Source organism: Ruegeria sp. R14_0 (assembly GCF_017743975.1).
Lineage (GTDB): Bacteria > Pseudomonadota > Alphaproteobacteria > Rhodobacterales > Rhodobacteraceae > Ruegeria.
This window is the reverse complement of the sequence record NZ_JAGHRC010000003.1, coordinates 455,827-469,554: the sequence shown is the minus strand read 5'-3', so window position 1 is coordinate 469,554 and position 13,728 is coordinate 455,827. Positions and strand designations below refer to the sequence as shown.

17 protein-coding genes and 1 tRNA gene are annotated in these 13,728 nt (G+C 57.4%); 10 read left to right on the top strand and 8 right to left on the bottom strand.

Annotated features, from left to right (window positions below):
- The 4 genes from J7416_RS12085 (at position 1) to J7416_RS12070 (ending at position 3,712) form a co-directional block, all read left to right on the top strand.
- Positions 1 to 666 (top strand): NnrU family protein, encoded by a 666-nt coding sequence (locus J7416_RS12085; RefSeq protein WP_209224996.1) that lies wholly within the window; start codon positions 1 to 3, stop codon positions 664 to 666.
- Positions 667 to 738: 72 nt separating this feature from the next.
- Positions 739 to 1,260, top strand: a complete 522-nt coding sequence (locus tag J7416_RS12080; RefSeq protein WP_209225091.1) for a DUF2478 domain-containing protein — start codon at positions 739 to 741, stop codon at positions 1,258 to 1,260.
- 86 nt (positions 1,261 to 1,346) lie between these two features.
- Positions 1,347 to 2,594, top strand: a complete 1,248-nt coding sequence (locus J7416_RS12075) for a D-arabinono-1,4-lactone oxidase (protein WP_209224995.1) — start codon at positions 1,347 to 1,349, stop codon at positions 2,592 to 2,594.
- Positions 2,591 to 3,712, top strand: coding sequence for an alanine racemase (locus J7416_RS12070; RefSeq protein ID WP_209224994.1), 1,122 nt, complete (start codon positions 2,591 to 2,593; stop codon positions 3,710 to 3,712). The genes J7416_RS12075 and J7416_RS12070 overlap by 4 nt, the downstream gene beginning before the upstream one ends.
- 88 nt (positions 3,713 to 3,800) lie before the next feature.
- Here the strand turns inward: J7416_RS12070 and J7416_RS12065 are convergent.
- Positions 3,801 to 3,884 (bottom strand) — tRNA-Tyr (locus tag J7416_RS12065).
- 116 nt (positions 3,885 to 4,000) lie between these two features.
- On the opposite strand from J7416_RS12065, the gene rlmB reads away from it, so the two are divergent.
- The 4 genes from rlmB to J7416_RS12045 all read left to right on the top strand — a co-directional run bounded on the left by rlmB (position 4,001) and on the right by J7416_RS12045 (position 6,296).
- Positions 4,001 to 4,774 (top strand): 23S rRNA (guanosine(2251)-2'-O)-methyltransferase RlmB, encoded by a 774-nt coding sequence (gene rlmB, locus J7416_RS12060; protein WP_209224993.1) that lies wholly within the window; start codon positions 4,001 to 4,003, stop codon positions 4,772 to 4,774.
- Between the two features lie 139 nt (positions 4,775 to 4,913).
- Positions 4,914 to 5,069 (top strand): hypothetical protein, encoded by a 156-nt coding sequence (locus J7416_RS22845; RefSeq protein ID WP_348540267.1) that lies wholly within the window; start codon positions 4,914 to 4,916, stop codon positions 5,067 to 5,069.
- 105 nt (positions 5,070 to 5,174) lie between these two features.
- Positions 5,175 to 5,627 carry a YHS domain-containing (seleno)protein gene (locus J7416_RS12050; RefSeq protein ID WP_209224991.1) on the top strand — a complete coding sequence of 151 codons (453 nt, stop codon included), beginning with the start codon at positions 5,175 to 5,177 and terminating at the stop codon, positions 5,625 to 5,627.
- Between the two features lie 198 nt (positions 5,628 to 5,825).
- Positions 5,826 to 6,296, top strand: coding sequence for a CoA-binding protein (locus tag J7416_RS12045; RefSeq protein WP_209224990.1), 471 nt, complete (start codon positions 5,826 to 5,828; stop codon positions 6,294 to 6,296).
- Positions 6,297 to 6,301: 5 nt separating this feature from the next.
- On the opposite strand, the gene J7416_RS12040 is transcribed toward J7416_RS12045, so the two are convergent.
- From J7416_RS12040 to J7416_RS12025, 4 genes are all read right to left on the bottom strand, one after another.
- The gene (locus J7416_RS12040; RefSeq protein WP_209224989.1) at positions 6,302 to 6,877 is read right to left on the bottom strand and encodes a hypothetical protein; all 576 of its coding nucleotides are present in this window, start codon (positions 6,875 to 6,877) and stop codon (positions 6,302 to 6,304) included.
- Between the two features lie 73 nt (positions 6,878 to 6,950).
- Complete coding sequence (locus J7416_RS12035; RefSeq protein WP_209224988.1) at positions 6,951 to 7,268, bottom strand: phosphoribosyl-ATP diphosphatase; 318 nt, start codon at positions 7,266 to 7,268, stop codon at positions 6,951 to 6,953.
- Positions 7,265 to 8,026: an imidazole glycerol phosphate synthase subunit HisF gene (gene hisF / locus J7416_RS12030; RefSeq protein WP_209224987.1), complete on the bottom strand. Its 762-nt coding sequence runs from the start codon at positions 8,024 to 8,026 to the stop codon at positions 7,265 to 7,267. Before hisF ends, J7416_RS12035 begins: the two co-directional genes overlap by 4 nt.
- 148 nt (positions 8,027 to 8,174) lie before the next feature.
- On the bottom strand, positions 8,175 to 10,220 hold the full coding sequence (locus J7416_RS12025) for a fused MFS/spermidine synthase (protein WP_247744249.1): 2,046 nt from the start codon (positions 10,218 to 10,220) through the stop codon (positions 8,175 to 8,177).
- A 417-nt stretch (positions 10,221 to 10,637) separates the two neighbouring features.
- On the opposite strand from J7416_RS12025, the gene J7416_RS12020 reads away from it, so the two are divergent.
- The gene (locus tag J7416_RS12020; protein ID WP_247744248.1) at positions 10,638 to 11,084 is read left to right on the top strand and encodes a DUF302 domain-containing protein; all 447 of its coding nucleotides are present in this window, start codon (positions 10,638 to 10,640) and stop codon (positions 11,082 to 11,084) included.
- Between the two features lie 78 nt (positions 11,085 to 11,162).
- Here the strand turns inward: J7416_RS12020 and hisA are convergent, their stop codons facing one another.
- Positions 11,163 to 11,885 (bottom strand): 1-(5-phosphoribosyl)-5-[(5-phosphoribosylamino)methylideneamino]imidazole-4-carboxamide isomerase, encoded by a 723-nt coding sequence (gene hisA, locus J7416_RS12015; RefSeq protein ID WP_209224986.1) that lies wholly within the window; start codon positions 11,883 to 11,885, stop codon positions 11,163 to 11,165.
- Between the two features lie 134 nt (positions 11,886 to 12,019).
- On the opposite strand from hisA, the gene J7416_RS12010 reads away from it, so the two are divergent.
- Complete coding sequence (locus tag J7416_RS12010) at positions 12,020 to 12,421, top strand: DUF2147 domain-containing protein (protein WP_209224985.1); 402 nt, start codon at positions 12,020 to 12,022, stop codon at positions 12,419 to 12,421.
- Positions 12,422 to 12,425: 4 nt separating this feature from the next.
- Here J7416_RS12010 and hisH read toward each other — a convergent pair whose 3' ends face one another.
- Complete coding sequence (gene hisH / locus J7416_RS12005; RefSeq protein ID WP_209224984.1) at positions 12,426 to 13,064, bottom strand: imidazole glycerol phosphate synthase subunit HisH; 639 nt, start codon at positions 13,062 to 13,064, stop codon at positions 12,426 to 12,428.
- Positions 13,065 to 13,652, bottom strand: coding sequence for an imidazoleglycerol-phosphate dehydratase HisB (hisB, locus tag J7416_RS12000; RefSeq protein WP_209224983.1), 588 nt, complete (start codon positions 13,650 to 13,652; stop codon positions 13,065 to 13,067). It abuts the gene before it with no gap.
- Positions 13,653 to 13,728: the final 76 nt, after the last annotated feature.

The following is a 13,728-nucleotide window of genomic DNA, read 5'->3' as shown; positions in this document are numbered from 1 at the left end:
ATGACCGGTTGGGCCTTTTTTCTGGCAGCCTTGATCACTTTTCTGCTCAGCCACGCTATACCGGTGCGTCCGGGTGTGCGAGGTCGATTGATCAATACGCTCGGCCGAAAGGGCTATTTCGCTGCCTATTCCGCGCTGTCGTTGCTTGTTCTGGCATGGCTCATCGTTGCTGCGGCCCGCGCGCCTTATGTTGAGGTTATCCCGCCACTGGCCATCTTTCGTTGGGCTCCGTTGCTGGCGATGCCGGTGGTGTGCTGGTTGGCGGTGGCGGGTCTGTCAGTTCAAAACCCGTTTTCGTTTGGCGGAATGGGGAACCGTCCCTTTGATCCTGAGAATCCGGGTATTCTGCGAACAACGCGCCACCCGATTCTTGCCGCTTTGATGCTGTGGGCCGGGGCGCATCTGCTGGCAAATGGAAGCTTGTCCCATGTGATCCTGTTTGGCCTTTTTGCAGCGTTCGCAGTGGTTGGGATGGCGTTGATCGACCGCCGCAAGCAACGCGAGATGGGGGCCGAATGGACGCGACTGTCCCGAAATACCGCCCGCCTGTCTCTGCGCGCGCCACAACCCTGGCCGCGCCTTTGGGTATGGCTGGTCGCACTTGCCATCTTCGTGGTTCTGTTTCACCTGCACGCACCTGTGATTGGGCTTTCTCCGGCGCCGTAAGGCAAAGGAGTGGTCGTGCAGGGACTTGCGTGCTATCTGGAATGTCACACATTTGTACCAAGGGGTCCTTCGATGCATCTGGCCTATGTCACCACCACCGACCGCGGGGCGACGGATCGTCTTCTCAGCGCGGTTGCGGAACACCTGTTGTCCAAAGGCGCAAGCCTGGCGGGCGTGGTGCAAACCAACACCGAATGTGCCGACAGCAGCAAATGTGACATGGATGTCCGCGTTCTGCCCGAGGGTGAGACCATTCGGATCTCGCAATCCCTTGGCGAGCAATCGCGCGGTTGTCGCCTGGACCCCGCGGCGCTGGAGCAGGCGGTGGGGTATGTGACCTCATCTCTGGCCGATGCACCGCAGTTGCTGATCATCAACAAATTCGGCAAGCATGAAGCCGACGGGCGTGGTTTCCGCCCTGTGATCGCCGAGGCGCTGGCGCAGGATATTCCCGTGCTGGTTGGCGTGAACGGCCTGAACCGGGAAAAGTTCGACGCGTTTACCGGTGGTGCTGCCGAACAGATCGAGCCGAGTGTCGAAAGCATCACAGACTGGTTCGACCGCGTCACCGCGCAGCGCGTGGCCGCAGCCTGATAAAGCTCCCGTAGGGTAAGCTTCTGTTATCCTGACTTGTTTCGTTCTGTCAGTGCTGCAATCCTCTGATCCGGAGGAGAGACAGTATGTGGACCAACTGGGCCGGAAACCAGCGCGCTGACACACCAATTGCGCGGCCAACGTCAATTGCCGAGCTACAGCAAGCGATTGCGCAACCCCAAAGCCTGCGGGTGTTGGGGGCAGGGCACTCGTTTACCCCGATTGTGGCCGGTGGCGATCGGATACTGGATCTCTCGGCGCTGAACCTGCCGACTTTGGGTGAAGTTGAAGACGGCCGCGTTTGGGTCAATGCCAACGCGCGGTTGCGCGACCTGTCCCCCGCGCTGGGGGATAAGGGGCTGGCTTTTCGCAACCTTGGCGACATCAACGCGCAATCGCTGGCTGGTGCGGTCTCGACCGCGACGCACGGCACCGGGCGGGAACTGCCCTGCCTTGCCGCAGAGATCACCGCTGCGCGGATGGTTGCGGCGAACGGGGATATTCTGACCACCGACGACATCCCTGTGGAAAGGGCGCAGGTCACTTTGGGAATGTTGGGCGTGCTGACCGAGGCTCAGATTTCTGTCGTTCCGAAGTACAATTTGCGCCGGCAAGTGAACCTGAACTCGGTTCAGGATAGCCTCGCGACGATGCACCAGAAATGGGCCGAGAACCGGAATTTTGAGTTCTTCTACATCCCATTCACCGGAAAAACAGTCGAGATCCGCCATGCGCTGACCGATTCCGCGGAAACCAAGGCGCCGCGCGATTTGGATATGATCGCCGTGAAGGTTCTGAAGCTCGCCCGCAGCGCAGGAAAGATCAGCGAGGGCCTGCGCGCTGCCTTGCTCAAATTGCTGACCATGGCGCAGTCGGACGAGGATTACGTCGGCGAAAGCTGGCGGGTTTTGTGCAGCGACCGGCGAATTCCGTTCAAAGAAATGGAGTATCATCTGCCACCCGATGTCGCTGGGGACGTTCTGCAAGAGGTGCTCGCGCGCCTTCATCGCGACCACAAGGACATCTATTTCCCGATCGAGGTGCGTCAGACGGCGGGCGACACCGCCTGTCTGTCCCCGTTTCAGGGAGGAAGGCGTATCTCGATCGCTATTCACACCGACGCAAGCGAGGATCACCAGCGTTACTTCGATGCGATCGAACCCCTGTTCGTCGAAGCAGGGGGGCGGCCCCATTGGGGCAAGATGCATAGCCTGACATATAAGAATCTTTCGGCCATGTATCCGGATTTTGATCGGTTCTGCGCCCTTCGGGAACAGCTTGATCCGAATGGAAAGTTTCTGACGCCAGCACTCGCCCGGCTGTTTCGCCCATGACCGACGTTTATCTGAAAACGCTGTCGGAGACCCTGCGCGCTTATGGCGTGGATAAGCCCGTCGTAGTCGTTGATCTGGATCGGTTGGATGGCAATTGCTCTGTCGCAAACAGCGCTGCCGACGCTGGTCTGGCGCGCCGATTGGTCGCCAAATCCCTGCCATGCCTGCCCTTGCTGGATTTCATTCGCACGCGCATTCCGACCTCGGGGCTGATGACCTTCTCTGAACCAATGCTCCAGGCGCTGTTGATGGCCGAGCCGGACACGGACCATCTGCTGGGGAAACCTTTGCCGGTGACGTCGGCCGCGCGGCTGTTGTCGGGCAACCCCGACGCGGCGCGGCGCGTTCAATGGTTGATCGATACACCCGCCCGACTTGGGGAATACCTGACCCTTGCTACGGACCGTAAAACCCCTCTGCGCCTGTCGCTTGAGCTGGATATTGGTTTGCATCGTGGTGGAATACGCCCGGGGCAGGTCGCGGAGTTGGCGCAACAAATCACGACCCATCCCTACGGGCAGCTTGCTGGGGTGATGGGGTACGAGGCGCATTTGGCCAAACTTCCGGGCGTGCTGCGCAAACGCGCCGAAAAGGCTAGCGCTGCTGCGTTTCGCGCCGGTGTTTCGGCCCTGCCGGATGATGGGCGTGGCCTGTGTCTGAACACGGGCGGCAGCCTGACATTTCAAAGCTATGTTGCCAGCAGCCTGGCGACCGAAGTCGCCTTTGGGTCAGTTCTGGTCAAGCCCAGCGATTTTGACCACGATACAACTCGGGCCTTTGAACCGGCGGCATTCATTGCAACGCCTGTCCTCAAGGCGCTGCCGGGTAACGCACTGCCAGGATTGGATTTTCTACCGCGGCGGAAAACGGATATCGCGGTGTTCGGTGGACATTTCCTGGCAAAGCCCGTCTTTCCCGAAGGCTTTGGTTATTCCGGGATTTTCGGCCGATCCAGCAATCAAGAGGTCTGGACAGGTCCCAACGCGGCTTCGGTTACGCCCGGCGATATCGCATTGCTGCGTCCGACTCAGAGCGAGGCCGTGTTGAACCAGTTCGGACGGATAATGGCGATCAAAGCGGGTAAGATCGTTCATGAGTGGGAATGCTTGCCGAATTAAAAGGCGATTGAGTTGCACCACAACTTATCGCGGCAAAAACTGCGCAGCACCGCTGCACAACACCATTGCTTTCAATTGCTTGGAAGAATGGTGGGCGACCCTGGAATCGAACCAGGCGTGCGTCTCCGCGAGGGAGTTACAGTCCCCTGCCACACCTTGCGGCCTGTCGCCCACTGTCAGGCGTTGCACCTGACGTGGAGGCGTGATTACTAGCGCCTTAAAGGAGCGTCAACAGGAAAATTCCGCTTTGGCGCAGGAAACCGAATTCCCGGCCCGGAGGCCCAAGAAATGAAGAAACCCAAGTGGGTCGTCGAAAAGGAACAGGCGCGCAAAGCTGCAGCGTCTGAAACCGTGTGGCTGTTTGGTCTGCACGCTGTTCGGGATGCATTGATGAATCCGAACCGGCATAAACTGCGCCTGATCGTAACGCGCAATGCGCGGGACAAGTTGGCGGAAGCCATTGAATTTGCTGGGGTCGAGGCCGAAATGGTCGACCCGCGTAAGTTCACCGCGCCGATTGATCCAGGTTCTGTACATCAGGGTGCCGCGCTTGAGGTCAAGCCGCTGGACTGGGGTGGGCTGGCCGAAAACTGCATTGGGCGCGAGCATCCCAGAATCATCCTGTTGGACCGTGTCACGGATCCACACAATGTCGGTGCGATTCTTCGCTCGGCTGAAGTGTTGGGTGCGAGCGCGGTTATCGGCACGCGGCACCATTCCGCTCCGGAAACAGGTGCGCTGGCAAAAACGGCCAGTGGCGCGTTGGAACGCCAGCCGTATCTGCGGGTGCGCAATTTGGCTGACGCGATTGTCGAGCTCCAAGGTATGGGGTTCCTCGTGCTGGGGCTGGATGGCGAGGCCGAAGACACGATCGAAACCGCATTGGGTGGCAAACTGGATCGGCCAGTCGCTCTGGTTCTTGGGGCAGAAGGGCCGGGGTTGCGGCAAAAGACCAAAGAAACCGTTGATCAATTGGTGAAAATCGACGCAGACGGAGGGTTTGGCTCGCTCAACGTCTCAAATGCCGCGGCAATTGCCCTATATGCGTCAAAGCACCGATAGACAGGAGAGTCCCATTCCAAGCCCATCCAAAATCGTCACCTGCTGTTATTGCGGAACCCGTGCTGCGCTGGTTCTGAAAGGAAAACAACGCCACGAGCTGAGTTGTTCCAGCTGTGGCGCTCCTCTGCATGACCTCAAGATGGTACCCAAGCGCAAGCTGAGTGACAGCAAACCGAAGCGAGACAGCTATTCGTCGGCACCACCCTACAAGAACAAAAAGAAAAAGAAGAAAAAGAGCATTTTTGCGCGTGTCATGGACGAGGCCTGGGATGTGGTCGAGGATATTTTTGATTAACGCTCGCGCAGCCTGACACAGGTGTTCACAAGCGCGTTAATTGGGGTGTTCTGAGCGCAAATTGATTGCATTTTGATACCCTGACTTTGTAACCGTGAACTCACAATGCCGATCAGACAAACACTATTTGGCGCGATAGCTGCGCTTACCCTCGTCTCTGCTGCTCACGCCCAGGACATGCCCGTCTATTTTGAATCAGACGGCGCGGTCATGGCGGGTTTCGATCCTGTGTCTTATTTCCAGGGCAATGCCCCCGTTAGGGGTATGCCGGAATATGCGGTGATCTGGAAAGGGGCGGAATGGCATTTCGCCTCGGCCGAGAATCGCGATCTGTTTGAAAGCAATCCGCGTGCATACGCGCCTCAATTCGGCGGGTACTGCGCCTATGCAATGGCTCAAGGTTTACTGAAAAGCACCGATCCCATGCTGTGGGATATGGTGGATGGGCGGTTGTACCTGACCCATTCGCCCGAGGTTGAAAAGGTTTGGCGCGGCGACCGAGCCGAATTCATAGAGATGGCCGAAGAAAACTGGCCGGTCATTCTGTATCACGATTAGGCGGGCTATCGTTTTTTTCACCCTGTCATCACAAAAAAGCGACGCACCCCTTTTTTTCTCAGAACTTATGCCTAAATGTCACAGTGACCGCGGAACGGAACTGCCGCGGGTCATTTCACTGTCCCTCGTTCCAACAACTGGCGCTCAGGTTCGACCTGGGCGCTTTTTTCTTGGCTTGACCGCGTCTAGGGTGGCCGCATGACGGATTACACAGACTCTTTGCTGAAAGATATCCTGCAGCGCACAAAGGTTGTTGCTGTGGTTGGCGTGTCGATGAATCCCGTACGGCCCAGTTACTACGTTGCGCGATACCTTTCCTTGAAGGGGTATACGGTCATCCCCGTGAACCCTGGCCATGCGGGGAAAGCGCTGTTTGGTCAAACCGTGCGGGCGTCCTTGGCCGAGATTTCTGAACCCGTGGACATGGTGGATATTTTCCGCCGGTCCGAGGCCGTTCCGCCGATCGTTGACGAGGCATTGTCGGCCTTTCCCGATCTTCGCACAATCTGGATGCAGATCGGCGTTGAGCATCCGGAAGCTGCCGCCAAAGCACAAGCGCGCGGCGTGGATGTCGTGATGAATCGTTGCCCGAAAATCGAGTATCAGCGGTTATTTGGTGAGCTGCGCATGGGCGGTTTCGCAACCGGGGTGATTTCGTCCAAGCTGTGATGGACTTAAGTGCCAGGCTGGAGGTTCATCCGGGCGACCTGTTCCAGCCGGCGTTTTTCCAGCACAACGTCGCGCGGCACCCATTCGTATCGCGTGTCGTCCACCAAGGGCGACCAGTAGAGCACTCCGCCATAGCGCCATGGGTCCAGAATAACCCCCTGATACATCGTATCCCCTTTGCGGCTGACAATGGCGGTGCTGTGGTCAATGCGAAACGAGTTGTCCGCGTTGGCGATAGCGCGGTGCAGTTCCAGCGTTTGGAAGTTTTCCTGCTTTAGCCTGCGTTCGATGTCTTCGGCCCAATGCCAGCACAATCCACGTGGACGCAGGCCTTTGTTGACCTTGGCATTGTGAATCAGGGGCGGGTCGGTGATTTCATACTCCTGCACCAGTTGGGCAGTGTAGGAATAGGCTATGCGGGCGGCGCGGTCGGCCTCTTTCGGGTCGATGTCGGGGCCAAGGCTGCGGATTTGAGTTGCCAGCCGTTGAACCTCGTCTCCGGTCTGGGGCGGTGGCGCAGAACAGGCAGCAAGCGTTGCAAGCGAAAGCAAAGCCAGAATAACGGCCAGAGTTCTGGTCATTCCCGTGTCCCTCGGTCGGTCAATACCCTGACACAGTACTATACAGGGCAGACGGGCAGGGCGGAAGCCAAGCTTAGGACTTTGGGCGCGATGCCTTTTCCGCGATACCGCTGGTACCCTGACGGCGAGCGAGTTCGGCCAGCACATCATCCAGCGCTACATCCCGTGCCGCCAGCATGACCAGCAGGTGATAAAGCACATCTGCGGCCTCGGATGTCAGCTTTTCCTGATCACCCTTTACGGCTTCGATGATGGCCTCGATTGCTTCTTCCCCGAACTTCTCGGCGCATTTCTCGGGGCCTTTGGCCAACAGTTTGGCCGTCCAGCTCGAGTCGGGTTCGGCCCCTTTGCGGGCTTCAATCGTGGCGGCAAGATCGTGCAGGATGCTCATGTCAGCCTCATTGGAATGCCAGCTGCGGCCATGTATTCCTTGGCCTCGCGGATGGTAAATTCGCCGAAATGGAAGATCGAGGCCGCCAGAACAGCGCTGGCACCGCCTTTCGTTACGCCTTCGACAAGGTGATCCAGATTGCCGACGCCCCCACTGGCGATCACCGGAACGTCCACTGCGTCGCTGATCGCGCGGGTCAAGGGCAGGTTAAACCCCGATTTGGTGCCATCGCGATCCATCGACGTCAGCAGAATTTCGCCCGCGCCTTTGGCCACAACGGTCTTGGCAAACTCAACGGCATCAATGCCGGTGGGTTTACGGCCGCCATGGGTGAAGATTTCCCACTTACCGGGGCTGACGGTTTTTGCGTCGATGGCGCAGACGATGCACTGGCTGCCAAACTGATCTGCGGCTTCTGCGATCACATCAGGGTTGGCGACAGCGGCCGAGTTGAAACTGACCTTGTCAGCCCCAGCCAGCAACAATGCGCGTACATCGTCCTTGGTCCGCACGCCGCCGCCCACGGTCAGCGGGACAAAGCATTGTTCGGCCGTGCGCTGCACGACGTCGAACATGGTTCCCCGGTTTTCATGAGTGGCGTGAATGTCCAGAAAACAGATCTCATCAGCGCCAGCGGCATCATAGGCCTTGGCCGATTCAACCGGATCGCCCGCATCACGCAGGCCCACAAAATTAACACCTTTGACCACACGGCCATCGGCGACATCCAGACAGGGAATAATGCGGGTTTTCAACATGGCAGCGTCCTTTGCTGCCGCACCTCTAACGTCAAAGCCCCGCCGATTCCAGTGCCGTTGAAGCAGTTGTGGAAATCGGCGGGGCGATTGACTGTGTTGACCTGTTTCTGTGGTGTCTCGGTGCGCGACCTTGAGAACCACTGTGATTTTACTTTTTGTCTTGCTCCCATTTCAGCGCGGACAAAAGATTGGCTTTGTCGTCGGTCCAGGGTTCCCGTCCGTCTGAAAGCACGGGCTGCCATTTGCCGTTCTCTACAAAACTATCGATCCTGGTTTCGTCCGGACTGACAATCACGACGATGGAGTGGCTGGCTCCCAAGTCTTCGGTGTCATCCGGGATGAAATGTTCTTGCAAAGCCATGTGTAGCCCCAGAGCCTTGGAGATGCGCGCCAGCGGTGCAGACAATTCATAGTAACGGTTGCTGATATGGAAAACCAAAACTCCGTCGTCAGCCAAACGTTCAGTGTACATCTGCACCGCTTCCTTGGTGATCAGGTGCAACGGAATTGCGTCCGAGCTGTAGGCGTCCAGTACCAGGATGTCGAAAGTGTAATCCGTCTTTGCCAGAACGATCCGAGCATCTCCAAGATGTGTTGGCGTGTCTGGTGCGCATTCTGAGATGTAGGTGAACAAGGAGGGATCGCGCGCCACTCGGTCCACCATGACGTCGATTTCGAAAAAGGCCCATTCCTGGGTCGGAAGCTTGTAGCAGGACAACGCTCCTACCCCAAGGCCCACGATACCGATGCTGTCGGACTGGCGACCAAACTCGGAGGTAATTACCTGTGCCATCGGACCTTTTGGGTAATAATAAGTCTGTGGCGTGGGGCGCGTGCCAAACTCGGATTCAAATTGCAGGCCGTGCAATGTGGTTCCGTTTTGGTACAGCCTTTGATTGCCCAAAGTAGAAACCCTATGTGTTCCAAAGAAACTACGGTCCTGGAACAACGAGTCATCGTTGTCCCAGAAAGCGGGAAGCAAAAGCGCTGCAATGATCACGACAATGCCTGCCAACTGATTTCGCAGCAAAACAAAGGCAGCAAGCATCATCGAGATTACGGCAACAGCTTGCGATGTCCCATCACCAAACGGGTTAGAAGTGCCTATCACTCCGGCAGAATAAAGGATCGGGAAGCTTGCAAGAAGCCCGAGTGCCAAGGCCCGCGGCGTAATCGCACCTGTTCCAAACAGTAGCAATCCACCTGCCAGAATCATGGTCAGTTGCGCTTCGAACTCTTGCCAGAACACAAGCGGAGCGATGATGGAGTTGAACAGCCCACCAAACGCACCACCGACCGAAAGGGCGATGTAGAAGACTGTCAATTGCTCGGCTGGTGGGCGCATTTCGTACAGCAGTCTGTGGGCGTACAGGGCGATCACAAACAGGACGGGCACATACAATAGGAATATGAAGGCGGTCGTGTGCTGGTTGATGATTTTTGTCAGCAGCACGGTGCCAAGCACCAACGCCATGAGCATCGGCATCTGAAGGGACCTGACGCTCAGGCTCTTTAGTTTTGCAAAGGCGAAAATGAACGACAACAGATAGGTTGCAAGTGGGATAACCCAAATCAGCGGAATTGAGCCCAGGTCGGTACTTGCCTTTGTGGTGAAGGACAGCATCAGCGACGAAGGCACAAATGCGATGATGACCCATTTCGCAATCTGCTTCAGTTTGGGTGTGCTGTAGGCGACATCGGATGTGGGCGCTGCGGCGAAGGTGTTCGCCCCGCGCACTGTAACCAATCCGCTGATCAGCAACAGACCGCCAAACATGACAAAGCCTACCGACCAAATGTTGCTGGTTTCACGTGCGCCCAAAAGAGGGTCCGCCAGCAGAGGAAAGGCTAAAAGGGCCAGCAGAGAGCCGACGTTGCTGGCGCTGTAAAGGAAGTAGGGATCATCTGCCGAAGGACCGCCTGAACGCGCATACCAAGCCTGCAACAAGGGCGCATTTGCGGATAAAACCGCAAAGGGTAGGCCAACGCCTAGGGCAAAGAGCTTAAGGGTCTGCCAAGCGGTGGAACTGGATGCGTCGTAGCTCCAGCTTTCGCTGACCGACAAGGGAAGGAAAGTCAGGGCAGTCGCCCAGAACACCAGATGGGTCACAAGCTGCCAGCGCAGAGACAGCAACTTAGTGAGCAAGTGCGCGTAGATATAGCCAACAATCAGCACCACTTGGAAGAACAGCATTGCAGTCGTCCAGACCGCGGGTGCTCCGCCAATCTGGGGCAAGACCAGTTTGGCAAACAGCGGTTGAACAAAGAACAACAAAGATGCACTGACAAAAATTGTTGTGCAAAAACTGAATACTATCGCAGTTCTGAACCACGAATTGTTTGACAACTCTGTGCTTGTAATGCTCACGGCTGAAATCCCTGCTCGAGTTCGTTGCCGCGACGCTACAGACGAAATAAGACTAAGTTGGGGCCAATTTGGGCAAAATGTCTGTTTCGGCGACGTATTGTTCTCGGATGAAAAACGGTCGATGGATGGGCTTGCATGGCCACTGGTGAGCTACCGGCAAAGCCTTGCCGATGCCGGATTTGTGATCTCGGAATTTCGCAAACTTGTGGAAATAACAGTGAAAATTACAGAAGGAAGATCGATATGCGAAAACTAATTCTGGCAACCATTCTGACCTTTGGAGGGGCAATGTCCGCCATGGCCGACGATATCATCAAGGTTAACACGAACAAATCGGTGCAAGAGGCGATGGATTCTCTTGAAGCCGCTGTGGGCAACGCGGGTGCGACCGTTTTCGCACGGGTTGATCATGCAGCGGGTGCCGAAAAGGTCGGGCTGAGCATTCCGGCCAATCAGGTTCTGATCTTTGGCAATCCGGCGTTGGGAACTCCTGCGATGCAGATTGACCCTCGGGCAGGGTTGTTCCTGCCGCTTAAGGTGCAGGCTTATGAAGACGAAAATGGGCAGGTTTGGCTGGCTTATGAGGATCCCAAAGAAACGATGGACGAACTCGACGAAGTCGAGAAATCGCCTGTAATCGAAAAGATGCGCGGTGCGCTCGCCAAGCTGACCTCGGTCGCGGCGCAATAGCACGGTCAGACCGTTCGTTTTGGGAAAATGGTTGAGTTGCCGCCTGATCAGGGCGGCAACCCCTTATAAGCAAACCCGTCAGCTACCCAGTGTTTTCAACGCTTCGGCCAGATCAATCGCGCCGTCGTAAAGCGCGCGACCCGAAATCGCGCCGTTTAGCGCGACACCGCAGTCTCGCAGTGCGATCAGGTCGTTGATGGACGAAACTCCACCCGACGCAATCACAGGAATCGACACCGCACGGGCCAGATCCGCGGTAGCCTCGATGTTGGGCCCTTGCATTGCCCCATCGCGGTTAATGTCGGTGTAGATGATCGCCGCAACACCTGCGTCCTCGAAGCTGCGGGCCAGATCGGTAACCTGGACATTGGTTTCTTCGGCCCAGCCTTTGGTTGCGACCATACCGTTGCGGGCATCTATGCCCACGGCCACTTTTCCGGGAAAGGCTTTGGCGGCTTCGCGGACCAGGTCGGGGTTTTCGACCGCAACGGTTCCCAGAATGACCCGCGCCAATCCTTTTTCGATCCAGGTTTCGATCGTTGTCATATCGCGGATGCCGCCACCCAACTGGGCAGGCACGTTGCATTCTTTCAGGATGGCCTCAACCGGCGCGGCATTGACTGGCTCACCCGCGAAGGCTCCGTTCAGATCCACCAGATGCAGCCATTCGCAGCCCGCCTCGACAAACGCGCGCGCCTGAGAGGCCGGATCGTCGTTGAATACGGTGGCCTTATCCATTTCTCCGCGCAACAGGCGCACGGCCTGGCCGTCTTTGAGGTCGATGGCGGGGTAGAGGATCATGTCGGGCGGCCCTATATCAGAAGTGTTCGCGCGGGATATCGCACAAGCGGGGCAGGGGATGCAACGCGACGCAAAGTCAATCTTGCCCGCAGCTGACCTGCGGGCCAGAGTGGCAGCAAAACAGGGAGAACATCATGAAGAAACTTACACTCGCAGCCGGGTTCACTGTTCTGGCAAGCGCTGCTTTCGCCGCCGACCCGGTCGACGGGCTTTGGAAAACGCAACCCGGCGATACGGGCGGCTATCTGCACGTTTCGATCGCTGAATGCGGAAGCGCGATCTGTGGCACTATTGATTCCGCGTTTGATGCGGACGGAAATCAGCAGCTGGAATATGAAAACCTGGGCAAACAGATCATCTGGGACATGGTGCCCGATGGCGGCGGCAACTATAGCGGCGGCAAGATCTGGGCACCGGACAGGGACAAGACCTACAGCTCGAAAATGACGCTGGACAGCCAGAATGAGCTGACCGTCAAGGGATGTGTTGCGGGTGGTCTGGTGTGCCGCGGGCAGGACTGGACGCGGGTTCAGTAACCCTTCAGGGCGTCCAGGTCAGGAAGTTCCCGATCATACGCAGGCCCACATCCTGACTTTTCTCAGGGTGAAACTGCATTCCAACCATCGTGTCGCGGCCGATCACGGCCGTGACTTCCTGCCCATAATCGACATAAGCCAGCCGCTCGGCCGGATTGGTGACCCGGAAATGGTAAGAGTGCACGAAATAGGTATGGTCGCCCGTTTGCACCCCAGCAAAGACTGGATGGTCACTTTCCAGAACCAGATCGTTCCATCCCATGTGGGGCACTTTCAGCGCGCTGTCTGAGGGTTCGATTTTGACCACGTCGCCCACGACCCAGCCCAGACCATCGGTCTCGGTGTATTCATGGCCTTTCGTGGCCATCAGCTGCATGCCCACGCAGATGCCCAGAAATGGACGGCCCTTCTGTTCGACCGCTTCGACCATCGCGTCATAGATGCCTTTGTGGCCACGCAGTTCGGCCGCACAAGCTGGAAATGCGCCGTCGCCCGGCAAAACCAAGCGGTCCGCGCGGGCAACCACATCTGCGTCCGAGGTCACGACGACCTCACCTGCATCGACCTCGCGTGCCATTCGCTGAAACGCTTTTTCGGCCGAGTGCAGGTTGCCGCTCTCGTAGTCAATAATGGCTGTCAGCATTTACAGCGCGCCCTTCGTGGACGGAATCGCGTCGGCTTTGCGCGGATCGGTCTCAACCGCCAGACGCAGGGCGCGGGCCACGGCCTTGAAGGCAGCCTCGGCAATGTGGTGGCTGTTGAACCCGTGCAATTGGTCGATGTGCAGTGTGATGCCGCCATGGGTGCTGAGCGCCTGAAAGAACTCCCGCACCAGTTCGGTATCGAATGTGCCAATTTTGGGCGTGGGTAGATCCACGTTCCAGATCAGGAAGGGGCGACCGGACAGGTCTAGCGCACAACGCACCTGTGCGTCGTCCATAGGCAGGTGGCATTCGCCATAGCGCCGGATGCCTTTCTTGTCGCCTAGGGCCTGCGTCAGGGCCTGTCCCAGCGCGATGCCGGTATCTTCGACCGTGTGGTGGTCGTCGATATGGTAGTCGCCTTTGGCGCGGATCGTCATATCGATCAGCGAATGGCGCGCAAGCTGGTCCAGCATATGGTCAAAAAAGCCAACACCGGTCTGGTTGTCGTAGGTGCCGGTGCCGTCCAGATTGACCTCGACCGAGATCTCGGTCTCGGCGGTCTGACGGCTGATCTTTGCGCTGCGCATGGGCGAATTCCTTTTGCTACAGGCGCGCTTATAGACGCGGATGGGCCGCCTTATCCAGACCAAGTGTGGTATTCAC